The sequence below is a fragment of the Demequina salsinemoris genome (genome assembly GCF_000974805.1).
Taxonomy (GTDB): domain Bacteria; phylum Actinomycetota; class Actinomycetes; order Actinomycetales; family Demequinaceae; genus Demequina; species Demequina salsinemoris.
The window spans coordinates 21,665-42,321 of record NZ_BBQZ01000002.1; the positions used below are offsets into that span (position 1 = coordinate 21,665).

The 20,657-nt window shown below is 71.7% G+C and carries 20 protein-coding genes; 9 read left to right on the plus strand and 11 right to left on the minus strand.

The annotated features are described in order from the left end of the window. Nucleotides 1-45: 45 nt before the first annotated feature. On the plus strand, nucleotides 46-525 hold the full coding sequence (locus AOP78_RS15460) for an NUDIX hydrolase (protein ID WP_062201748.1): 480 nt from the start codon (nucleotides 46-48) through the stop codon (nucleotides 523-525). Beyond that, nucleotides 522-1,232 (plus strand): NADPH-dependent F420 reductase, encoded by a 711-nt coding sequence (locus tag AOP78_RS03640; RefSeq protein WP_236685287.1) that lies wholly within the window; start codon nucleotides 522-524, stop codon nucleotides 1,230-1,232. The genes AOP78_RS15460 and AOP78_RS03640 overlap by 4 nt, the downstream gene beginning before the upstream one ends. A gap of 4 nt (nucleotides 1,233-1,236) precedes the next feature. Here the strand turns inward: AOP78_RS03640 and AOP78_RS03645 are convergent, their stop codons facing one another. The 4 genes from AOP78_RS03645 to AOP78_RS03660 form a co-directional block, all read right to left on the minus strand. Next, the gene (locus AOP78_RS03645) at nucleotides 1,237-2,694 is read right to left on the minus strand and encodes an MDR family MFS transporter (protein ID WP_062201750.1); all 1,458 of its coding nucleotides are present in this window, start codon (nucleotides 2,692-2,694) and stop codon (nucleotides 1,237-1,239) included. A gap of 81 nt (nucleotides 2,695-2,775) precedes the next feature. Next, entirely contained in the window at nucleotides 2,776-3,483 is a 708-nt protein-coding gene (locus AOP78_RS03650) for a CE1759 family FMN reductase (protein WP_062201751.1), read from the minus strand. A gap of 14 nt (nucleotides 3,484-3,497) precedes the next feature. After that, nucleotides 3,498-4,025: a MarR family winged helix-turn-helix transcriptional regulator gene (locus AOP78_RS03655; RefSeq protein ID WP_236685288.1), complete on the minus strand. Its 528-nt coding sequence runs from the start codon at nucleotides 4,023-4,025 to the stop codon at nucleotides 3,498-3,500. Then, the gene (locus AOP78_RS03660) at nucleotides 4,022-5,209 is read right to left on the minus strand and encodes an LLM class flavin-dependent oxidoreductase (RefSeq protein WP_062201754.1); all 1,188 of its coding nucleotides are present in this window, start codon (nucleotides 5,207-5,209) and stop codon (nucleotides 4,022-4,024) included. Before AOP78_RS03660 ends, AOP78_RS03655 begins: the two co-directional genes overlap by 4 nt. A gap of 168 nt (nucleotides 5,210-5,377) precedes the next feature. Between AOP78_RS03660 and AOP78_RS03665 the strand changes: the two genes are divergently transcribed. Next, nucleotides 5,378-5,716: an ArsR/SmtB family transcription factor gene (locus AOP78_RS03665; protein ID WP_062201756.1), complete on the plus strand. Its 339-nt coding sequence runs from the start codon at nucleotides 5,378-5,380 to the stop codon at nucleotides 5,714-5,716. Then, nucleotides 5,713-7,344, plus strand: coding sequence for a SulP family inorganic anion transporter (locus AOP78_RS03670; protein WP_062201758.1), 1,632 nt, complete (start codon nucleotides 5,713-5,715; stop codon nucleotides 7,342-7,344). The genes AOP78_RS03665 and AOP78_RS03670 overlap by 4 nt, the downstream gene beginning before the upstream one ends. Nucleotides 7,345-7,348: 4 nt before the next feature. Here AOP78_RS03670 and AOP78_RS03675 read toward each other — a convergent pair whose 3' ends face one another. Then, nucleotides 7,349-8,809 carry a carboxylesterase/lipase family protein gene (locus AOP78_RS03675; protein WP_062201760.1) on the minus strand — a complete coding sequence of 487 codons (1,461 nt, stop codon included), beginning with the start codon at nucleotides 8,807-8,809 and terminating at the stop codon, nucleotides 7,349-7,351. Nucleotides 8,810-8,879: 70 nt separating this feature from the next. Here AOP78_RS03675 and AOP78_RS03680 point away from each other — a divergent pair, with 70 nt between their 5' ends. Then, entirely contained in the window at nucleotides 8,880-9,521 is a 642-nt protein-coding gene (locus tag AOP78_RS03680; RefSeq protein ID WP_062201762.1) for an MBL fold metallo-hydrolase, read from the plus strand. A gap of 9 nt (nucleotides 9,522-9,530) precedes the next feature. Here the strand turns inward: AOP78_RS03680 and AOP78_RS03685 are convergent, their stop codons facing one another. The 3 genes from AOP78_RS03685 to AOP78_RS03695 form a co-directional block, all read right to left on the minus strand. Then, entirely contained in the window at nucleotides 9,531-10,283 is a 753-nt protein-coding gene (locus AOP78_RS03685; RefSeq protein ID WP_062202553.1) for a fructosamine kinase family protein, read from the minus strand. Nucleotides 10,284-10,304: 21 nt separating this feature from the next. Next, nucleotides 10,305-11,534: an MFS transporter gene (locus AOP78_RS03690; protein ID WP_062201764.1), complete on the minus strand. Its 1,230-nt coding sequence runs from the start codon at nucleotides 11,532-11,534 to the stop codon at nucleotides 10,305-10,307. Nucleotides 11,535-11,600: 66 nt separating this feature from the next. Continuing rightward, nucleotides 11,601-13,844, minus strand: a complete 2,244-nt coding sequence (locus tag AOP78_RS03695; RefSeq protein WP_062201766.1) for a glycoside hydrolase family 3 N-terminal domain-containing protein — start codon at nucleotides 13,842-13,844, stop codon at nucleotides 11,601-11,603. Nucleotides 13,845-13,971: 127 nt separating this feature from the next. Here AOP78_RS03695 and AOP78_RS03700 point away from each other — a divergent pair, with 127 nt between their 5' ends. Together AOP78_RS03700 and AOP78_RS03705 are read left to right on the plus strand one after the other, a co-directional pair. Continuing rightward, on the plus strand, nucleotides 13,972-14,577 hold the full coding sequence (locus tag AOP78_RS03700; RefSeq protein WP_062201767.1) for a TetR/AcrR family transcriptional regulator: 606 nt from the start codon (nucleotides 13,972-13,974) through the stop codon (nucleotides 14,575-14,577). 212 nt (nucleotides 14,578-14,789) lie between these two features. Next, complete coding sequence (locus AOP78_RS03705; RefSeq protein ID WP_152659393.1) at nucleotides 14,790-15,371, plus strand: hypothetical protein; 582 nt, start codon at nucleotides 14,790-14,792, stop codon at nucleotides 15,369-15,371. A 66-nt stretch (nucleotides 15,372-15,437) separates the two neighbouring features. On the opposite strand, the gene AOP78_RS03710 is transcribed toward AOP78_RS03705, so the two are convergent. Genes AOP78_RS03710 through AOP78_RS03720 form a run of 3 tightly spaced genes read right to left on the minus strand, consistent with a single transcriptional unit; the run spans nucleotide 15,438 to nucleotide 18,585 of the window. Next, entirely contained in the window at nucleotides 15,438-16,247 is an 810-nt protein-coding gene (locus tag AOP78_RS03710) for an SGNH/GDSL hydrolase family protein (RefSeq protein WP_062201771.1), read from the minus strand. A 38-nt stretch (nucleotides 16,248-16,285) separates the two neighbouring features. Next, a complete protein-coding gene (locus tag AOP78_RS03715; RefSeq protein ID WP_062201774.1) occupies nucleotides 16,286-17,419 on the minus strand; it encodes a glycosyltransferase in 1,134 nt (377 codons plus the stop codon). Beyond that, nucleotides 17,419-18,585: a glycosyltransferase family 4 protein gene (locus AOP78_RS03720; RefSeq protein WP_062201775.1), complete on the minus strand. Its 1,167-nt coding sequence runs from the start codon at nucleotides 18,583-18,585 to the stop codon at nucleotides 17,419-17,421. The genes AOP78_RS03715 and AOP78_RS03720 overlap by 1 nt, the downstream gene beginning before the upstream one ends. Before the next feature lie 107 nt (nucleotides 18,586-18,692). Between AOP78_RS03720 and AOP78_RS03725 the strand changes: the two genes are divergently transcribed. Then, nucleotides 18,693-19,406 (plus strand): copper resistance CopC family protein, encoded by a 714-nt coding sequence (locus AOP78_RS03725; RefSeq protein ID WP_152659394.1) that lies wholly within the window; start codon nucleotides 18,693-18,695, stop codon nucleotides 19,404-19,406. Then, entirely contained in the window at nucleotides 19,403-20,629 is a 1,227-nt protein-coding gene (locus AOP78_RS03730; RefSeq protein ID WP_083979820.1) for an MFS transporter, read from the plus strand. Before AOP78_RS03725 ends, AOP78_RS03730 begins: the two co-directional genes overlap by 4 nt. Nucleotides 20,630-20,657 lie beyond the last annotated feature (28 nt).

The window sequence follows — 20,657 nt, forward strand, 5'->3', positions numbered from 1 at the left end:
GAGGGCCTCCGCCCGTGCGCGGTCGGGCGCCGGTAGGTTGGCCCCATGCCTACTCCCGACTTCGTCCTGGCCCTGCGCGAGCGCGTCGGGCATGAGCTCCTGTGGCTGTCCGGCGTCACCGCGGTCGTGCTGCGCGACACGGATGCTGGCCGCGAGGTGCTGCTCGTCAAGCGCGCCGACAACGGCTCTTGGACGCCCGTCACGGGGATCATCGACCCGGGCGAGGAGCCCGCGGCCGCCGGCGCGCGCGAATGCCTCGAGGAGACCGACACCGTCGCCGTGCCCGAGGCGCTCGTGCGCGTGAAGGCGCTGCCTCCGATGACCTACGCGAACGGCGACCGCTCGCAGTACCTGGACCTCACGTTCCGCTTCCGCCACGTCAGTGGCGAGCCGTTCCCCGCCGACGGCGAGAACACCGAGGCCGCGTGGTACCCCGTCGGTGCGATGCCGGAGATGTCCGACGAGATGAGCGCGCGGGTGGCGGCTGCGCTCACAGGCTCCGACGTGGCGACCTTCGACTCGTGACGAGCAGCGTGCCCGCGAGGTCGACCGGACCCGTGCTGGAGTCGGTCGGGATCGTCGGCGCGGGGCGCATCGGCTGCGCGCTCGCGAGGCTCGCGACGCGCGCGGGCCTCGTGGTGACGGTCGCCGGGCCGGGCGCTGTCGATCGCACCGCCGCGCGCCTCGCGCTCGAGGCGCCAGGGGCGCGCGCGGGAACCCTGGACGATGCGGCTGCGGCCGACGTCACGATCCTCGCCATCCCGCTCGGCCGGCACGCGGAGCTCGACGCAGACGCGCTCGCCGACCACCTCGTGGTCGACGCGATGAACTACTGGTGGGAGACCGACGGAGCCCGGCCCGATCTGGACGACCCGCTGAGCTCGACGTCGCAGACGGTGCAGCGGCATCTGCCCCGCTCGCGCGTCGTGAAGGCGCTGAATCACGCGAGCCTCTACGAGCTCGACAACCTCGCCTTCCCGCCAGGCCACCCGGATCGTCGGGGCGCCGCGATCGCGGGGGATGGCGCCGAGGACGTCGCCGTCGTCGCGGCGCTCGTCGACGCGCTCGGATTCGACCCGGTCCCTGCCGGCCCCTTGGCAGAGGGCGTGCGATTCGAGCCCGGCACCGAGGCCTTCGGGGCCGACGAGGACGCCGAGGAGCTCCGCGAGATGCTCGACCGGTTCTGGGACTCTCAGCGAGGGCGGGTCCTGCGGCGGGCGCGGCAGGGCTGACGCGTCAGTGCGCGGCGGGCCGCGGGCCGCCCTCGGGCTCGTCCGGCTTGCGGATGAACAGCGACAGGACCACGCCGATGACGGCGATCGCCGCCGCGATGAGGTACGCCGTGCTGATGCCGTGAGCCTGCGCCTCCTCGGCGGTCGCGCCGTCCGCGATCCCGGAGACGGTCAGCGCCGTCATCACGGAGACGAACAGCGCGGTGCCCGCGGCCGCCGCGACCTGCTGCAGGGTCGACACCGTGGCGGAGCCGTGCGAGTAGAGGGGCTCGGGAAGCGACCCGAGGCTCGCGGAGAAGAGCGGGGTGAACGTCAGCGCGAGGCCGGCGCTCATGACGACGTGGGACACGAGGAGCGGCCACCACGAGCCGTCGACGCGCGCGGACATCGCCATCGACGCCATCGCGACAGCGATGAGGATCGAGCCGGGGATCAGCAGCGGCCGCGGCCCGATGCGGTCGTAGAGGCGTCCCACGGGGGGAGCGAGGAGGCCGCTGATGAGGCCTCCAGGAAGCAGCATGAGGCCCGACTGGAGCACCGACATGCCGAGCACCCCTTGCGTGAACAGGGGCAGCAGGATGATCGCGCCGAACAGCGACATCATCGCGACCACGAACATGACGACCGCCATCGCGAACGTCGGGGTGCGGAAGGTGCGCAGATCCAGGAGCGCGCGGTCCTCGCGCTGGAGGATCAGCTGCCGCCACACGAACAGCGCCATGAAGACGACGCCGATGCCGAACGACACGTAGGCGCTCGTGAGGTCCTCTCCGACGTTCTCGCCGACCTGGCTCAGCCCGAACACGATGCCGCCGAAGGCGACCGCGGACAACGGGACGGAGACGACGTCGATGCGGGTGTGGCTCGGCTCGTTGACGGTGCGCATCTTGAGGAAGCCGAGGACGAGCACCGTGATCGCGACGGGGAGGACGGCGACGAACAGGAAGCGCCAGCCCGCGAACGACAGCACGAGGCCGGACACGGTGGGACCGATCGCGGGCGCGACCGAGATGACCACGCCGATGCTGCCCATCCGGCGCCCGCGCGTCTCCGGGGGCTCGAGCTCCATGACGGTGGTCATGAGCAGGGGGAACATGATCGCGGTGCCCGAGGCCTGCACCATGCGGGCGACGAGCAGGACCTCGAAGCCCGGTGCGAGCGCCGCGAGGAGGGTGCCCGCCGTGAACAGGCCCATCGCCACGAGGTAGAGGCCGCGCGTCGGGTACTTCTGCAGCAGGAAGCCGGTCGTCGGGATGACGACCGCCATCGTGAGCAGGAACACGGTGGTGAGCCACTGCGCCTCGCTCGCGGTGATGCCGAGATCCGTCATGAGGTGCGGGATCGCGACGCCCATGATCGTCTCGTTGAGGATCACCGTGAACGCCGCGACGATGAGCATCCAGATCACCGTGGTGTTGCGGCGCGCGAGGTCTGGCTCGGGGGCGGGCGACTGCGTGGTCATGCGGCGGCGGGGGCCTCTCTCACAGGGGTGGTATCGCCGAGAGGCGACACTCGAGGATAGCGGGGACCTCGCGGCGGGGCGTCAGGAGGCGCGAGGGTCGAAGGCGTCGTCCACGTCGACCATCGAGCCGCCGGCGGCGAGCCGCATGAGGTCGGTGTCGGTGTCGATCTCGAGCTCCCGGCCCGCGTCGGAGCCGTACGAGTGCTGGTAGCGCTTCCACGACTGCTCGCGCACGGCGCGTGCGAAGCCCGACTCCATGAGGAGCACGAGCTCGTGCGCCGCACGGTCGATACGGGAGTTCAGCGCGTCGTCAGCCCAGTCCTCGGTGGACGCGAACAGGCTCGTGGGCACGGGCAGCGCCCGCAGGTAGGCGAACAGCGAGCGCATCTCCTCGTCGACGACGAGCGCGTGCCGCGCGGTGCCCGCGGTCGCGGCAAGCGCGACCGGGCGGCCGATGAGCAGGTCGTTGTCGAGCACCTGGAAGAACGAGGTGAACAGGCCCGAGGCGCCGGCCTTGTACACGGGCGCGGCGGCGATGACTCCGTCGGCCTGGGACAGCGCCTCGACGGCGCGCTCGAACCGCGGGCCGAGCAGCTGGGTGGACAGTGCCGCGGGCAGCTCGGGCAGGAGCTCGCGCAGGTCGATCACGGTGACGGTCGTGGCGCGGTCGCGCTCGCCCGCCGCGGCGACGACGCGCTGCGTGAGGCGGTCGGCGAGCAGGCGCGTGGACGACGGGTCGGACACGCCCGCGCTCACGACGACGAGGCGGAAGGGGTCGGTCTGGTTCATGACGATGCTCCTGGTCAGGAGGGGGAGGACAGCTGGGTGGCGAGGTCGCGCAGCTGCGCGAGCTCGGCGTCGGACAGGGCGGCGGTCATGGCCTCGGCGACCGAGCGGCCGTGCGAGCGGCCGATGCGGCGCTGGACCTCGCGGCCCTCGTCGGTGAGCGACAGGTGGGAGGCGCGGGCGTCGGCGGGGTCGGTGCAGCGGGACACGAGCCCGCGGTCGACGAGCCGGTCCACGAGGCGCGACAGGCCTGGCTGGCTCAGCAGCACGTGGCGGCCGAGGTCGGACAGGCGCTGGGGGCTCTCGCACTTGCTGAGCGTGTACAGGACGTCGTACTCGCGGATCGACGCGTCGGACCAGATGTCCTCGTCGGCGAACTGCTTCATGAGCTGCGAGTAGGCGGTCAGGACGGCCTCCCATGCGTCGTTGGCGAGGCGCGTGCGCGTCGTCCCGCCGGGGACGGACGCGACGGCGCCGTCGGGCGCCGCGGTCGCCACCGCATCGTCCGTGGACGATGCGGTGGCCGGCGTGGTCGCCGCGCTCACGGCGCCGGGTAGGCGGTGATCCCCGCCTCGGAGTCCTGGTAGGGCGAGCCTCCCGTGACGTTGTCGCCCCGGTTGGCGTTCGGTGCGGGCTGGCGCGGCGCCTCGTCGCCGTACTTGGCCTTGATCAGGTCCGCGTGGCTCGGCGGGTTGGAGGGCGACTCCGGGTCGCGGCGGGCCTCGAGCTCCTTGCGCAGCACCGGGACCACCTCGCCGCCGAGCAGGTCGAGCTGCTCGAGGACGGTCTTGAGGGGAAGGCCCGCGTGGTCCATGAGGAACAGCTGGCGCTGGTAGTCGCCGAAGGTCTCCTGGAAGGTCAGCGTCTTGTCGATGACCTCCTGGGGCGAGCCGACGCTCAGCGGCGTCGAGCTCTCGAACTCCTCCATCGTGGGGCCGTTGCCGTACACGGGGGCCTCGTCGAAGTACGGGCGGAACTGGGCGTGCGCCTCCTGAGAATTCTTCGCGATGAACGCCTGACCGCCGAGCCCGACGATGGCCTGCTTCTGCGTGCCGTGGCCGTAGTGCTCGAAGCGGCGACGGTAGTAGTCGATGAGGCGGCGGTAGTGCTCCTTGGGCCAGAAGATGTTGTTCGCGAAGTAGCCGTTGCCGTAGTACGCGGCCTGCTCGGCGATCTCCGGGGTGCGGATCGACCCGTGCCACACGAAGGGTGCGACGTCGTCGAGCGGGCGCGGGGTCGAGGTGAAGCCCTGGAGCGGGGTGCGGAACTTGCCCTCCCAGTCCACGACGTCCTCGCGCCACAGGCGGTGGAGCAGGTTGTAGTTCTCGAGCGCGAGGTGCAGGCCCTGACGGATGTCCTGGCCGAACCACGGGTAGACAGGCGCGGTGTTGCCGCGGCCGAGCATGAGGTCCATGCGGCCGTCGCTGAGGTGCTGGAGCATCGCGTACTCCTCGGCGATCCTCACCGGGTCGTTGGTGGTGATGAGCGTGGTCGACGTCGTGACGATCAGCCGCTCGGTCATCGCGGCGATGTGCGCGAGGAGCGTGGTCGGGGACGACGAGAAGAACGGCGGGTTGTGGTGCTCGCCGATCGCGAAGACGTCGAGGCCGACGTCCTCCGCGTGCTTGGCGATCGTCACGATCGCCTTGATGCGCTCCGCCTCGGACGGCGTGGTGCCGCTGACGGGGTCGCGCGTGATGTCCGAGACGGACATGAGGCCGAACTGCATGATGACTCCTCGCTCCGGGGGCTTGCTGCGCCCAACTATATGCGTATGCATCTAATAACGCGAGGGGCTGCGTGATATTCCTCTCGCTCGGCGACTGCGCGGTTCTCGGGTCCGCGATTCGGTGACATGATGAATCCATCAAGTCAGGTCGAGGGGAAGAGACGACGCATGCCCGGTGGCAGACCGCTCAACGAGGTCAAGGCCGACCTGTTCAAGGGGCTCGCGCACCCGGTGAGGATCCGGGTGCTCGAGCTGCTCGCCGAGCAGGACGAGCGCACCGTCGCCGAGCTGCTCGAGATCACGGGCCTCGAGGCGTCGCACCTCTCGCAGCACCTGAGGGTGCTGCGCGGCTACGACCTCGTCCGCTCCGAGCGGAGGGCCAGCACGGTCGCCTATCGGCTCGCGCATCCGTCGGTCGGCAGCCTGCTCGCCGCAGCGCGCAACGTGCTGCACGATTCGCTGCGCGAGAGCCAGGAGCTGGTCGTCGAGGCCGGAGCCGCGGGGTGAGCGAGGCGCGCTGGCGAGGCCTGATCCCCTCGCGCCACGACTACGCCGAGCTGCCTCGCACCTGGCGAGGAGACCTTCTGGCAGGAGTCAGCGTCGGCGTCGTCGCCCTGCCGCTCGCGCTCGCCTTCGGCGTCTCCTCCGGGGCGGGAGCCGCCTCGGGGCTCATCACCGCGATCGTCGCGGGGCTGGTCGCCGCGGTCTTCGGGGGCTCGCACATCCAGGTCTCGGGGCCGACCGGCGCGATGGTCGTCGTGCTCGCCCCGGTCCTGGCCGAGCACGGACTGTCCGCGCTCGCACTCCTCACCGTCATGGCAGGCCTGATCGTCGTCGCCGCGGGCGCCGCACGCCTCGGCAGGCTCGTCGGCCTCATCCCGTGGCCCGTGATCGAGGGCTTCACCGTCGGCATCGCCTTCATCATCTTCCTCCAGCAGGTGCCGATGGCGGTGGGTCTCGCGCACGGCGAGAGCGGGGTCAAGGCGTGGAGGGCCGCGCTCGACGCGGTGGTCCACGCGGACTGGGGCGACGCCTGGCGCGCGCTCGCGCTCGTGCTCGCCGTCGTCGCCGTCATGAGGCTGTGGCCCCTCGTGACCAAGGCCGTCCCCGGCGCGATCGTCGCGATCGTCGTCGTCACCGTCGGCGCGGTGGCGGTCGGGATGGATGTGCCCGCGATCGGCGCGCTGCCCGCGGGGCTGCCGGCCCCCGCCCTGCCCGGCCTCGACCTCGCGCTCGTGAGCTCGCTCGCGGCGCCTGCGCTCGCGGTCGCCGCACTCGCCGCCATCGAGTCGCTGCTGTCCGCTCGCGTCGCGCAGACCTTCACGGACGTCGGCGGCTACGACGCCGACCGCGAGCTCGTCGGCCAGGGGCTCGCGTCGATCGCCTCCGGGCTGTTCGGCGGCATGCCCGCCACCGGCGCGATCGCCCGCACCTCGGTCAACGTGCGATCGGGCGCCCGCACCCGGCTCTCGGCAGTCACGCACGCCCTGGTGCTCCTGGTGGTCGTGCTCGTCGCCTCGGGCCTGGTCTCGCGGGTGCCCCTGGCCGCCCTCGCCGGCGTCCTCATGGTGACCGCCGTGTCGATGGTGCGGCCGGCCGTCGTGCGCTCCGTCATGCGCGCGTCACGCCAGGATGCGCTGCTGTTCGTGCTCACCGCGCTCGTCACCGTGAGCGTGGACCTCATCTACGCGATCCTCATCGGCGTGGGCGTCGCGGCGGTGTTCGCGCTGCGGTCGGTCTCGGCCGCTGCTGGAGTGCACCGCGAGGAGCTCCCGGGCATCCCCGTCCCCGGAGACGAGCGCATCGCGCTCCTCCGGCTCGACGGAGCGCTGTTCTTCGGCGCGGCTGATCGCGTGCTCGACCGCGTCGCCCGCATCGAGGGCGTCGAGGTCGTCATCCTCCGCATGTCGCAGATCAGGCTGCTCGACGCGACCGGCGCGCAGGTGCTCGCCGAGGTGGTCGCCACGCTCGAGCGCCGGAACGTCACCGTGCTCATCAAGGGGGTCCAGGACCGTCACCTGAGCCTGCTCGCGCACGTGGGCGCGCTCGCGGACGACGACCACGTGTTCGAGCATCTGTACGACGCGATCGAGCATGCGCGCGGGATCGTCGCGGAGGACCTGCCCACCCGGTAGGTGATCAGTCGTGCAGGAGGGCCTTCACCTCGAGGGTCGACGCGAAGGCCTCGGGCACGTCGTCCACGGTCTCCGAGTACACGCGGGCGGTGCGACCAGTGCTCCAGCCGGGCCAACCGGGGTCGCCGTCCACGATGAACCGCACCGCTGCGCCGTGCAGAGCGTCCGCGAGAGCCTGCGGCGGCGCGTCGCCCGTGATCGCGGGCACCGCATCATGCCCGAGGCAGTCGAAGAGGAACGGCAGGTCCAGGCAGTGCTCGCTGAGACCGTTGAGGCGTGATGGCCAGGCCATGCGATAGGCCCAGGTGCTTCCGCCCGCGCGTGCCTCCGCGACGGTCGGCACGACCGAGCGGAACCATGCATCGCTGAGGAACCTGCCCACGATGCCGACCGGCCCACGATCCTCGAGGCCCGCGTTCGCGTCGAGGTAGCGCGCGGCGGAGGCGGGCGTCATCCCCAACGACGTGAGGGAGCCGGCGGCCCCGGCCGCGACGATCTCCTCGGCCGCGATCTGGGCCATGCCGGAGAACTCGTCCTCCGTGGCGCCCATCAGCAGCGGAACCGATGCTCCGACGCCGCGCCGCATCCCGGCGAGGGCCGTGAAGGGAACCACGTCGCCGTCGACGACGGGGCAGGGGTCCATCTCCTCGGCGACAGCGCGGCGCAGGGCCGCGAGCCCGCGGAGGTCGTCATCCGCGCTCTGCACGTCGAGCAGCTCGTCCTCCGTGAGGGAGGCGAAGCCCTCGTCCGTCCATGGGATCCCTGCACGCTCGGCCACCCGGCGGGAGCGCGCCTCGGCCTCGTCCCGACCCAGGTCGGTGAGGACCCCGGACATCGACAGCGCGCCTCGGAACAGGCCCTGTGCGGACGGGAGCCCGAGGAGCTGGAGCACCGCTCCGCCGCCTGCCGACTGGCCGGCGATCGTCACCTTCGTCGGGTCCCCTCCGAATGAGGCGATGCTCTCCTGGACCCAGCGCAAGGCGGCCAGCCAGTCGAGCACCCCGCGGTTCGGGATGGCGCCGGGCACGTGGCCGAATCCCTGGAAGCCCAACCGGTAGGAGACGTTCACCGTCACGATCCCGTCGCGGTTGAACGTCGCGCCGTCGTACCACGGGCTCGCCGGCGAGCCGGCGACATAGCCGCCGCCGTGGATCCAGACGAGCACCGGGAGGCCCGACGCATCGGGGTCGGGGGTGAACACCGAGACGTTGAGGATGTCGTCACCGGGGATGCTCGGCTCGGGGACGGACGTGACCTCGGCGAAAGGCCGCCGCTGAGGGGTCGCGCCCGGCCTGGTCCCATCGAGCACCCCGTTCCAGGGCGCGCGGGGAACGGGGGCGGCGAAGCGCAGCGGGCCGACGGGAGGCTCCGCGAACGGGATGCCGAGGAACGCGTGGGAGGTGCTGCCTGCGAACGAGCGGGACACGCCTCGCACGGCACCCGCGGGGGTCTGGACGACTGTCATGCGCCCATCCTGCACCGACGGGCACGGGCGTAGGGTGAGCCTGACGGGTCCAATTCTGGGAAGGATCGAGATGCGGCTGACGAAGCACATCCACGCATGCGTGATGCTCGAGGACGGCGGCCGAACGCTGCTGATCGATCCTGGCGCGTTCGATCCGCGCACGCCCGAGCTGCTCGCCGCGGCGGACGCGGTGCTCATCAGCCACGCTCACTACGACCACTTCGATCGTCCCGCGCTCGAGGCCGAGCTCGCGCGGAGGCCGAGCCTTCCCGTCGTCGGGCTCGCGGAGGTCCTGGGGCCGATCGCCGAGGTCGGCACAGGAGTCGAGCTCGTCAGCCCAGGAGCGAGGATCGAGGTCGCGGGCTTCGAGGTCGAGGTGCACGGCGGCCTGCACGCGGAGATCTATCCCGACGACCCGCGGATCCCGAGCGTCGGCTTCCTCGTGGACGGTCGGGTCTATCACCCGGGCGATTCCTACGAGGTGCCGGAGGTGGCCATCGCGACCCTGCTCGTCCCCGTCTCCGGGCCGTGGACGCGTTTCGCCGACGCGGCCGCGTTCGTGGCCGCCGTGTCGCCGCGCCGCGCGATCGCGATCCACGAGGCGGCTTTGAGCGAGATCGGCCTGAGGATGCTCGACGGGCACCTGGGCGAGGGCGGTCGCTCGCCCGTCCCGCTCGAGCGGCTCGAGGTGGGCGCCTCGACGGACGTCTGAGCGCGAGGGCTACGCCGTCGCGCGCACGGCCTCGGCGGCCCGGGTGAGGGCCACGCCGTAGGACCTGCCGTGACCGACCGCGTGCACCGCGAGCGGGTGCAGCTGGTGCAGCGCGATCCTGCCCCTCCAGCCTGCGCGCAAGGGGGAGACCTCCTGGTATCCGGCGTAGATCGCGTCGAGGTGCGGCGCGCCGAAGAGCGCGAGCATCGCGAGGTCCGTCTCGCCGTGGCCCCCGTGCGCGGCCGGGTCGATGAGCACGGTCCCGTCACGTCCGAACAGCAGGTTCCCCGCCCACAGGTCGCCGTGGATGCGAGAAGGAGCGGCTCCGTCGTCGAAGGCGCCGCCGGCGATCACGTCGCACGCCCGTCGAACCTCGTCGGCCTCGGTGAGGCGAAGGTTTCCGGCCGCGACCGCATCGTCCAGGAACGGCAGGACCCGGCCGTGAGCGTAGAACTCGCCCCATGAGTCGGACAGGATCGAGGGCATCGGGCGCTCGCCGATGAAGAGCTGCCCGTCCCAGCCCGCGGGCGGGCCGCCGAAAGCCTCCGCGCCCGCGAGGTGCGTACGGGCGAGCGCCGCGCCGAAGGCGCGCGCGGCCGCCTCCGTCGGGTGGACCTCTTCGATCCGTGCCACCTCGATCCGGTCGGCCGCGACGTCGATGACGTCCACGCATCGCGCCCCGCCCGCGGCGGCGAGCCAGCGCAGGCCGGCGGCCTCGGCCCCGAAGAACCCGGCCGGAGCATCGTCGCGGCGCTTGACGATCGCGTCCACGGGCCCAGCGTGTCAGGAATCTGCCGCCTCGGGGACCTTGCGCGGCGCCATCGCGCCGGCGAGGACCGCGACGAGCACGCCGAACACCGGCACGAGCGACAGGCCGGCACGCAGCGACGACTGGTCCGCGATCCACCCCACGAGAGGCGGCGACACCAGGAAGGCCAGGCGCAGCAGCCACGAGAGGATCGTGAGCCCCGTGCCCTCTCTGAGGCCGGGCAGCTCGTCGGCGGCGTGCATCGCGCCGGGGATCAGGGTCGCGACGCCGAAGCCCGCGGCGGCGAAGCCCGCGATCGTGCCCCACGGCGACGGGAAGGCGAGCGCGAGCCCCATCCCGAGAGCGACGAGCGCGCCGCCAGCGCGCGCGACCGCGCGCTGACCCCAACGGTCCACCATGCCGTCGCCCAGCAGCCGCCCGATGAACTGACTGCCCTGCATCGCGACGAAGGCGAAGGCCGCGACCGCTGCGCCGGTCGCGAGCTCGTCCTGCATGTAGCTCGCCGACCACGTGGAGGCGGCGTCCTCGGCCCATCCGCCGCCGATCGCGATGACGGTGAGCGCGAGCAGCAGACCCCACGTGCGGAGCGGGATGCGTGCGAGCGGCGTGTGCTGCGGCACGGCGGACTCGCCCGCGGCGTGGTCGACCTCGCTCGCGGACGGTGCGCCGTGTCGCAGCAGCATCGGGTGCGCGATCGCGTTCATCACGACCACGACGACGAGCGTGACGGCGAACTGGAGCGTCACGGGGACGCCGAGGCCCGCGAAGGCGCCGCCCAGCAGTCCGCCCGTGACCGCGCCGATCGACCACAGCGCGTGGAACGAGTTGAGGATCGACCGCCGGTACAACCGCTGCACCTGAAGGCCGTGGGCGTTCTGCGCGACGTCGACCCAGGCGTCCGTGACGCCCACGACGAACAGCGCGGCGCCGAAGAGCCACACCGTGGGGGCGGCGCCCGCGGCGAGCATCGCCGCGCCGCTCACGACCATCGTCACGGTCGCGACGCGCGCCGAGCCGAACCTGCGCATCAGCGGTGCCGCGAGCAGTCCGAGCGCGAGCGCCCCGATCGGCCACATCGCGGCCGCGATGCCGAGCGTGCCGTACGAGATCTCGAGCGCGGCGCGGATGTCGGGGATGCGAGGAGCGAATCCGCCGAGGACGATGCCGTTCGTGAAGAACACGAGCGAGACGCCGAGGCGGGCGCGGCGGAGCTCGGCGGGCACGGCCGTGACCGGGGTCGTCATGCGGGTGCCGTGCGCACGCGCGCGCCGCGATCGCCCGTGCGGCGGTCGGGCGTGCGTCGCGGGCCGCTAGGAGACATGGAAGCGCCCGTCGAGCAGGTCGGAACGGTGCGACGACGGGCCGACGAGGAGCGTGAACTCGCCGGGCTCCACGACGCGCTCGCCGCGCGCGTTCACGATCGTGCACGCCGCCACGGGCACCTCGATGCTCACCCTCGCCGACTCGCCGGGGGCGAGCTCCACCTGGCGCACCGCCTTGAGCTCGCGGTCCGCCCAGGTCACCGACGTGTTCACGTCGCGCACGTAGATCTGGACCGTCTCGAGAGTCGGGCGCTGGCCGGTGTTGGCCACGGTGACCTCGGCCTGGACCGTGCCGTCCGTCGTGACGTCCGGTGTGAGGACGTCGAGCCCCGAGTAGGACACGGTCGTGTATGACAGCCCATGGCCCAGGACCCACGCGGGCTCCTGCGTGAGGTCCGCGTAGCGGACGCCGTGCTGCGCGTCGATCTGGTTGTAGAACGTGGGCTGCTGGCCGACGTGACGCGCGAAGGAGATCGGGAGGCGTCCCGTCGGCTCGATGTCGCCGAACAGGATCTCCGCGAGCGCGGTGCCGCCCTGCATCCCCGGGTTGGCCGCCCACACGATCGCCGACGCCATCGCATGCACCGACGGCGGCAGGACGTGCGGCTTGGACGCCATGAGGACGACGACGAGCGGGGTGCCGGTCTCCGCGAGCGCATCGAGCATCGCGACCTGGCCTCCGAGCAGCTCGAGCGTCGCGGTGGACTTCGCCTCGCCCACGAGCTCGCCCCGGTCGCCGACGATCGCGATGCACACGTCCGACGCCTCGGCCTGCGCGACGGCCGCATCGATGAGGGCCTCGTCGGGCTCGCGCGGGATGACGAGGCGCGCGCGCGGCTGGCCGTCGTCGAAGTAGCCGCCCGCGGGGTCGGGCTCGGTGGTGAGGATCTCCGCGCCGAGCTCGTACGCGATCTCGATGTCGTCGCCCGCGACCGCGCGGAGGCCGTCGAGCGGGGTGATGATCTGCGCGCGGGGATGGCCATGCATGAGCCAGTCGGCCTGGCCCGATGCGCCCGCCCAGTCGCCGAGCGTGACGTCGGGGTCGTCGGCATTGGGGCCGGCGACGGCGACGCGATCGATCTCGTCGCGGTTCAGCGGCAGCACGCCGTCGTTCTCGAGCACGACGATCGAGCGGCGCGCGGCCTCGAGGTTGAGCGCGGTGTGCTCGGCGCACGCGATGACCTCCGCCTGCCTCGCGGGGTCCGGGCGGCGCTGGTCCTCGAAGAGGCCCAGGTCGAACTTGACGGTGAGGATGCGGGCGACGGCCTCGTCGATGCGCGACTCATCGAGCAGTCCGCGCGCGACCGCCTCCTGCGCGCCCGTGAAGAAGTCGGGCGTCGTCATGATCATGTCGTTGCCCGCGTTCACGGCAGCCGCCGACGCCTCGGCGTAGTCGGGGAAGAGGCGCTGCTCGCGCACGAGGTTGCCGACATTGTCCCAGTCGGTGATGAGCATGCCGTCGTAGCCCCACTCGCCGCGCAGCACGTCGTTCAGGAGCCAGTCGTTGATCGTGATCGGGGTGCCGTCGATGGCCTGGTAGCCGAGCATGAACGTGCGGCAGCCCTCCCGCGCGACGCGCTCGAAGGGCGGCAGGTACCACGAGCGCAGCTTGCGCTGCGAGACGTCGGCCTCGGACGCGTCGCGCCCGCCCTGCGTCTCCGAGTACGCGGCGAAGTGCTTCGCGGTCGCGAGGATGCCCTCACGATCGCCGAGGCCATCGCCCTGGTACCCGCGGAAGAGCGCTGAGGCGAGCTCGCCGATGAGCCACGGGTCCTCGCCGAACGTCTCGGAGACACGTCCCCAGCGCAGGTCGCGCGCGATGCACAGGACAGGGGAGAAGGTCCAATGGATGCCGGTGGTGGACACCTCTCGCGCGGTCGCCCGTCCGATGCGCTCCACGAGATCGGCGTCGAACGTCGCCGCCATGCCGAGCTGGGTGGGGAAGATCGTCGCGCCCTCGAAGAACGAGTGCCCATGGATGCAGTCCTCGCCGATGAGCAGCGGGATGCCGAGCCGTGAGCCGTCGGCCAGCTCGTGCGCGCGGGCGAGGCTCTCGGGCGAGGCATGAAGGATCGAGCCGACGTGCCACTCCTCGACGAGGTGGTCGACCCCGTCGTAGGTGTGCATCTGCATCATCTGGCCGACCTTCTCCGGGAGCGTCATCCGGTCGACGAGATCGGCGACGCGCTCCGCCGTGGGAAGGTTCGGATCCAGGTAGGCGGGCGCGGTCATGGCACGGGTCCTTGTCATACATCGTCGGATGGGGGAAGAATCGGGTCCCCAGGGTCATCGAGGCCCCTGGGGACGCTATCACCGGTTAAGTTGGTTGAGCACGACAAGGATCGCTGAGGGGGAAGGCATGGCCGAGCACACTCGCCGCCAGAGCCGCAGCGCCTTGCGTGATCGCCTCCTCGATGCCGCGACAGAGCTCTTCGCTGAGCGCGGCTACCGCTCGGTCACGCTTGCCGACGTCGCGGCGCGATGCGACGTCGCCGAGGCGAGCGTCCAGCATGACTTTCCCTCCGTCGGCGCGCTCGCGACCGCAGTGCTGGCCCGCCGTGACGAGGTGTCGCCGCGTCGGGGTCTCGTGAGCGGACTCTCCGGGCGTCGCCTGCTCTCGGCGCTGTGCGGGGTCGTGGGGGACAACACGGCGGAGCGCGATCTGGTCGCGCTGTTCGCCGCCGTGTCGGTCGACGCGATAGCGGACGACCATGCCTCGCACGACTACTTCGAGGCCCGGTATGCGGCGGTCTCCGTATGGATCGCCGACGCCTTCGCCGAGGTGGCGGCCGAGGGTGGGCTGCGCGACGGCGTCGAACCGATGCGTGCCGCACGGCAGATGATCGCCCTCATGGACGGCATGCAGATCCAATGGCTCTACGACCCTCATGTCGACATGGTCGATCCCGTGCGAGGCTTCCTCGATCTGCAGCTCGTCGAGCCGATCGAGCCGTTCACGCTGTAGGCCGGCCTGCGCCTTGGGTCCTCGTCGTCCGGAGCGACGCCGCCGATAGAGCGGCCCGAGACACTTCTCCCTCGTATCCGTGTGGCACCCGGCGACACGCCGCACGGGACCGACGTCCCGTGCAGACCTGGGTTGACAGGTCTACCGTCGAAGACAGGTGATCAATGACGAATCACCTAAGTGCTCGAAAACCGGAATTCGAGGAGAGAACCATGGCAATGAAGGAAGAGGTCGCCAGCACCTCCGTCAACGCTGGATCCAAGTTCGGCTGGGTGATGCTGAGCGTCACCCGCATCGTGCTCGGGTTCTACTTCCTGTGGGCGTTCATCGACAAGCTGTTCGGACTCGGATACTCCGTGTGCCGCACGACGGCTGACGACGGCACGTTCTCGATCGATGCGTTCTGCGACAGCGCATGGATCAACGGCGGTCACGTCACCGAGGGCTACCTCGTGTACGGAGGCAACGTCAACAGCCCGTTCCACGAGTTCTTCGTGAACCTCGGCGCCGAGCGTTGGACCGACTGGCCCTTCATGATCGGACTGCTCGGCGTGGGACTCGCGCTCATGCTCGGCATCGGCACCAAGGTCGGCGCGATCTCGGGCACGCTCATGGTGACGTTCATGTACATGACGCAGATGCCCACCACCACCAACCTGTTCCTCGACGACCACGTCATCATGGCCGTCGCGATGCTCGCCGCCGCGTGGCTCGAGGCGGACCGCCAGGCGATCGGCATCGGCAACTGGTGGCGCAAGCTGGAGATCGTCCAGAAGAACCCCTGGCTCGTCTGAGCCCCTCACGCAGCGCCCGGACCGTCAGCCCCCAGACGGCCCGGGCGCTTTCGCGTGCGTGGAGGCTCAGGCGGTCGCGCTCCTGGCCTTGCGCTTCTCCTCGAGCAGCTCGTGCGTCACCATGGCGGCGACCTGCGGGATGAGGTCTCGCGAGCGCTTCGCGACCCACGGCGTGCCGTGGCGCGCAAGCCACCACAGCCGATCAGCGAACGACGGCGAGGGCTGCGGCGGCAGGAGGCGCGCCGTGGACCCCGCCTCGCGGCCGAGGCGCTGATGGAGGTCGAGGTGGTCGAGCTGCTCGATCACGTACTGCGCGAGCGCTCGGTGGCCCAGGGCGGAGGGATGCACGCGGTCGATGTGCCAGCCGCGTCTGCCGCTCGAGGCGATCGCGGCGGCCCCGTCCACGACGAGCGTCCCCGTTCCGGCCGCCGCCAGCCTGAGGGCGGCGTTGGCGGCCCCGACACGACGCGCCATGACGTCCGCGATCGGGCCTCCGACTAGGTCGAACAGGCCGATGCGATCGAGGGTCAGCAGCACGACCGTGCGGCCGGGGCGGGCGAGCCGCGACAGCGCGTCGGCGACGTCGCGCCGGACGTCCTCAGGGTCGAAGTCGCCGCGCAGCACGTCGTTCCCACCGACTGTCATGAGCACGACGTCGGGTTGTGCCATCAGGGCCGTCGGAACCTGGCTGTGCGCAAGGTGTCTGGCCCGCACGCCGTTGGCGGCGAGGTTCGTGAAACGCGAGGCGCCGAGCGCGTGCGCCACGTGGGCGGCCCAGCCGACGGGGACCGCGGAGACCGTCTCAGGGCGCTGCGTGCCGTCGCCCACCCCGTACGTGATGGAGTCGCCCAACGCCACTACGACCGGACCCTGCATCGTGACGTCCTCCCAGGGAAGCTCTCCTCGGCTGGTGGTCAGCGCGAGACTCGCGCCGTCGTCCTGTCGTGTATCTCGAGCATCCGGTCGACGGTGGCGGACCATGGCAGCTGCTCAGCGCGGGCGCGCGCCGCGCGCCGACGCTGCTCGACGGGACGGTGCAGCAGCGCCTCGATCGCATCGGCGAACTCCTCGGCGGAGCCCTTCGCCGCTAGCCCGGCGTCGGCCACGACCTCGGGCAGCGCCGACGCGGCGTTGACCACCACCGGGGTGCCCGAGGCCAGGGCCTCGAGCGCGGCGAGCCCGAACGTCTCGATGGGTCCCGGCGCGATCACGAGGTCGGCGCTCGCGAGCAGGGTCGCGAACCGCTCGCGACCCGAGACGAAGCCGAGGAAGTCGATCGGGGCCCCCGTGGCCCGGTCCCGGATCTGGCGCTCGAGCGCCCCGCCGCCGGCGCACACCAGGCGCACGGGCAGGCCGCGCTCGGCGAGCAGTCGCACCGCGTCGACCGCGAGGTCGGGGCGCTTCTCCGCCGACAGGCGGGACGCCATGAGGAGAAGCGTCTCGTCCCGCGGCGCGAGCTCGGAACGCGCCGCGTCGTCGTGGCGTGAGGGATGGAACGTGGTGAGATCCACGCCCAGGGGCACCTGCTCCACGGGCGCGCCGATGCGTTCGAACTCCTCGGCGGCGTAGGCGGTGGTCGACACGATCGTCGTGAAGCGGCGCGCGGTGCCCCGGTTGTGCCAGTCGGCCATCGCCTCGAGCGGGAGGCGGGCGCCGAGCGCGTCGGGGAGGTTCGCTGCCAGGATCCCGTCGGCGCGCTCATGCGAGAAGAACACCGAGGGGATGCCCTGCGAGGCGGCCCAGCCTCCGAGCGAGCGCAGCGTCGTGCGGTCGGACACCTCGAGCACGTCGGGGTTGAAGCCGCGCAGGACGCCCCTCAGCTCGCGCAGTCGGGAGATCACGCGGTAGCCGCCGCTCAGGGGCAGGACCGGGCTCTGGAGGGTGATGCGCCGTCCGTACTCGGTCAGCTCGTCCGAGTCCTGCGCTCCCGGCACGACGAGCAGCACCTTGTGGCCGCGCTCCACGTAACCCCGACCGAGCGCGTGCATCGCGGTGCGCAGGCCCCCGGACGTGGGCCCGTAGAAGTTCGCGATGTGCGCGATGCGCATCAGCGCACCACCTCCTCGTCCGCCCAGTCCCAGGGGCGGTCCGGAAGGGCGTCGTGACGTTCGATCGCCTCGGCGTAGAGGTCCAGCAGGCCGTCGCACACCTTCTCCCACGTGCGGCCCTCGACCGAGACACGTGCGTGGTTGCCGAAGCGCAGGCGCTGCTCGTCGTTGTCCACGAGGGCGCGCACGTATTCGACCATCTCGTCGAGGTGGCCGGGATGGTAGAGGAAGCCGGTCTCGCCGTGGTCGACGAGGTCGATCGGGCCTCCGCGCCTCGGCGCGATCACCGGGACTCCCGAGGCGAGCGCCTCCTGGATCGTCTGGCAGAAGGTCTCGAGCTCGCCGCAGTGCACGAACAGGTCGAAGGAGGCGGTCGCCTGCGCTAGCTCCTCGCCGCTGAGGAAGCCGGTGAACGTCGCGTCGGGCAGCATCGCCTCGAGCTTGGGGCGCGACGGCCCCTCGCCGACGATGACCACCTTGATGCCAGGGATCGCGGCGAGCCGACCCAGGTCCTCGACCCGCTTCTCCGCGGCGAGGCGGCCGACGTAGCCGACGATGATCTCGCCGTTCGGGGCCCACTCCTCGCGGAGGGCCGGGGAGCGCTTGGCCGGGTTGAAGCGCGCGGCGTCGACGCCCCGCGGCCACAGGCGCAGCTGCTCGACTCCGAGCTGCTCGAGCTGCAGCATCGCGTACGTGGAAGGCACGAGGTTGAGGTCCGCGCGCTGGTGGATGTTGCGCACCCGGTTCCACAGGATGCCCTCGCCCCAGCCCATCCGGTACCGGTCCGCGTAGGACGGCACCTCGGTCTGGTAGACGGCGACGGTCGGCAGCCCGAGGTCGCTGCTGGCCTTCACCGCGGTCCAGCCGAGCACGAACGGGCTCGCGAGATGGACGACGTCGGGGGAGTAGTCCTCGAGGATGCGCGACAGCCGACCGGTGCCCGACAGCGCGACGCGCACGTCGTGGTAGCCGGGCCAGCCCATCGCGGGAAGACGGGTGATCGAGGCGATGCCGTAGCGGACGGGGCCGCGCGCGCCGCGGGACTCGGGGGCGATCACCATCGCCTCGTCACCCCGCCGGGTCAGGTGCTCGATGACACGGAGAAGAGAGTTCGTCACGCCGTTGCTGTGCGGCAGGAACGACTCTGCGACCAGCGCTACCTTCATGGCCCCATTGTCACGCCGCCTGGTGTCCGTTCGGTGAGGGTTCGGCGTGTGGCGCATGAACGATAGGTGACGGGCAGGTGGCGGCGCGGACGGTGTTCAATGGCGGTATGAGGACCTCGCTGCTTCGATCCGCGCTCGCGCTGACGCTCGCGCTCGTCGTGATGCTCCCTGGTGGCGCCGCGTATGCGCACACGGCGCTCGTGAGCACCGACCCCGAGGACGGCGCCGAGCTGTCGTCGCTCGACGAGGTGACGCTCGAGTTCTCCGGCGTCGTGCTGGACCTGGGAACCACGCTCGCGCTCGTCCAGGGCGACGAGCGGATCGAGCTCGAGCCCGAGTTCCCGTCCGAGACGACGGTCACGGCCGCGGTCTCCGACCTCGCGCCCGGGCAGTGGTCGCTCGTGTTCCGCGTGGTCGCGGAGGACGGACACCCGCTTGAGGGGCAGGTGGACTTCACGCTCGTGGGAACCGAGGCGACGGATGACGGGACGACGGACGACGGGACGACGAGCGAGCCCACCGCGACCGCCGCATCGTCCCCGTCCGCGACCTCGGAGGAAGGCGCATCGTCCGTGTCGGCGTCCCCGACGCCCATCGCCGCCGAGATCTCGGCCACCGCGGAGCCGTCGCCCAATCCCACGGTCATGCCCGCCGAGGAGGCGGACGCGACCGGTGGCTGGGCGCGGCTGCTCGGGGTCGCGGTGCTCATCGCGGTCGCCGCGGTCGCCATCGTGTGGGCGCGCAGGCGCGGTGACGGCGAGGACGGAGACGATGAGGGCGCTGACGGCGACGATGCCGGCGCTGAGCCAGGTGCGAGGTGACCGCCCTTCCCCCGATCGCGCCGTCGGGCACTCCACGGTGGCGGCTGCCTGACAGTGCCCGGTCGCCGCACCCCGCCGCGGTGCTGTCGGGGTTCATCGTCGCCGGATTCGGCATCGCCCTCACGCAGGGCGGTGCCTCGGCCGTCATCCAGGACCAGGTGCGGACGCTCGACACCTCGGTCGACATGATCGGGTACACGATCATGGCCTACGCGCTCGGCGTCGTCGTGGGTGCGCCGCTGCTCATGGTCGGGCTCGCGGGCTGGGGTCGACGGCGCCTGCTGATCGCGATGTCGGCGGCGTTCGTCGTGACCTCGGCGCTGACCGCGCTGGCCCCGAACGTGGGGACGCTGCTCGTCGTGAGGTTCCTGGCGGGGCTGCCCCACGGCGCGCTGCTCGGCACCGCCGCGTACGTCGGCATGCTCGCGGTCGGCCGCGAGCGGCGCGGCACCGCGATCGCGGTCATCATGTACGGGCTCACCGCGGCCACGATCGTCGGCGTGCCCGCGATGCAGTGGGGCTCGGAGGCCTTCGGGTGGCGCGCGACGTACTGGGCCGTCGCGGCAGTCGGCCTCCTGGGGCTGGTGCTGATCTGGGCGTTCACGCCGCGCGTGCCGGGGACGCGGGGGACCACCTTCGTGGGCGAGCTGTCCGCGCTGCGCGGCCGCGCGCTGTGGATGTCCGTGCTGACCATCGTCACGGGTTTCGCCGGCCTCGGCGCCGTGCAGTCGTACATGGTGCCGCTGCTCGAGGAGACCAACGGCTTCAGGCCGACCGCGGTCACCGTGACCCTCGCCCTGTTCGGCATCGGGATGACCGTCGGCGCGGCGGTCGGAGGTGCGCTCACGAACAGGAGCACCCTGCTCGCGGCCCGCGTCGGGCTGTTCGGGCTCGCCTCGTCGCTCCTGCTCCTGGGGCTGCTCGGGCGGACCGGCTGGCCGACCGTGGTGCTCCTCGTCGCGCTCGGCGCATTCGTCCAGGTGTTCAGCCAATCGGCGCAGACGCGGCTCATGGACGTCATCCACGCCTCGCCCTCACTCGGCGCAGCGCTGTCGCATTCGGCCCTCAACGCGGCCACCGTGCTCGGCTCGGGGCTCGGCGCCGTCCTCATCGCGCTCGGGCTCGGCTACCTCGCGCCCGCATGGCTCGCCCTCGTGGGCGCGATCGTCGCGATCGTGCTCGTCATGGGGGCCGGGTTCAGGGACGTGGACCCGGCGCGGTGAGCGCCGTGCGTCCACGACGTGGGACGAT

Excerpts from the sequence above, each read along its gene's own strand:
- AOP78_RS15460 (WP_062201748.1), top strand. The coding sequence starts at position 46 with ATGCCTACTCCCGACTTCGTCCTGGCCCTGCGCGAGCGCGTCGGGCAT.
- AOP78_RS03645 (WP_062201750.1), bottom strand. The coding sequence starts at position 2,694 with ATGACCACGCAGTCGCCCGCCCCCGAGCCAGACCTCGCGCGCCGCAAC.
- AOP78_RS03650 (WP_062201751.1), bottom strand. The coding sequence starts at position 3,483 with ATGAACCAGACCGACCCCTTCCGCCTCGTCGTCGTGAGCGCGGGCGTG.
- AOP78_RS03660 (WP_062201754.1), bottom strand. The coding sequence starts at position 5,209 with ATGCAGTTCGGCCTCATGTCCGTCTCGGACATCACGCGCGACCCCGTC.
- AOP78_RS03665 (WP_062201756.1), top strand. The coding sequence starts at position 5,378 with ATGCCCGGTGGCAGACCGCTCAACGAGGTCAAGGCCGACCTGTTCAAG.
- AOP78_RS03675 (WP_062201760.1), bottom strand. The coding sequence starts at position 8,809 with ATGACAGTCGTCCAGACCCCCGCGGGTGCCGTGCGAGGCGTGTCCCGC.
- AOP78_RS03680 (WP_062201762.1), top strand. The coding sequence starts at position 8,880 with ATGCGGCTGACGAAGCACATCCACGCATGCGTGATGCTCGAGGACGGC.
- AOP78_RS03690 (WP_062201764.1), bottom strand. The coding sequence starts at position 11,534 with ATGACGACCCCGGTCACGGCCGTGCCCGCCGAGCTCCGCCGCGCCCGC.
- AOP78_RS03695 (WP_062201766.1), bottom strand. The coding sequence starts at position 13,844 with ATGACCGCGCCCGCCTACCTGGATCCGAACCTTCCCACGGCGGAGCGC.
- AOP78_RS03700 (WP_062201767.1), top strand. The coding sequence starts at position 13,972 with ATGGCCGAGCACACTCGCCGCCAGAGCCGCAGCGCCTTGCGTGATCGC.
- AOP78_RS03705 (WP_152659393.1), top strand. The coding sequence starts at position 14,790 with ATGGCAATGAAGGAAGAGGTCGCCAGCACCTCCGTCAACGCTGGATCC.
- AOP78_RS03710 (WP_062201771.1), bottom strand. The coding sequence starts at position 16,247 with ATGCAGGGTCCGGTCGTAGTGGCGTTGGGCGACTCCATCACGTACGGG.
- AOP78_RS03715 (WP_062201774.1), bottom strand. The coding sequence starts at position 17,419 with ATGCGCATCGCGCACATCGCGAACTTCTACGGGCCCACGTCCGGGGGC.
- AOP78_RS03720 (WP_062201775.1), bottom strand. The coding sequence starts at position 18,585 with ATGAAGGTAGCGCTGGTCGCAGAGTCGTTCCTGCCGCACAGCAACGGC.
- AOP78_RS03725 (WP_152659394.1), top strand. The coding sequence starts at position 18,693 with ATGAGGACCTCGCTGCTTCGATCCGCGCTCGCGCTGACGCTCGCGCTC.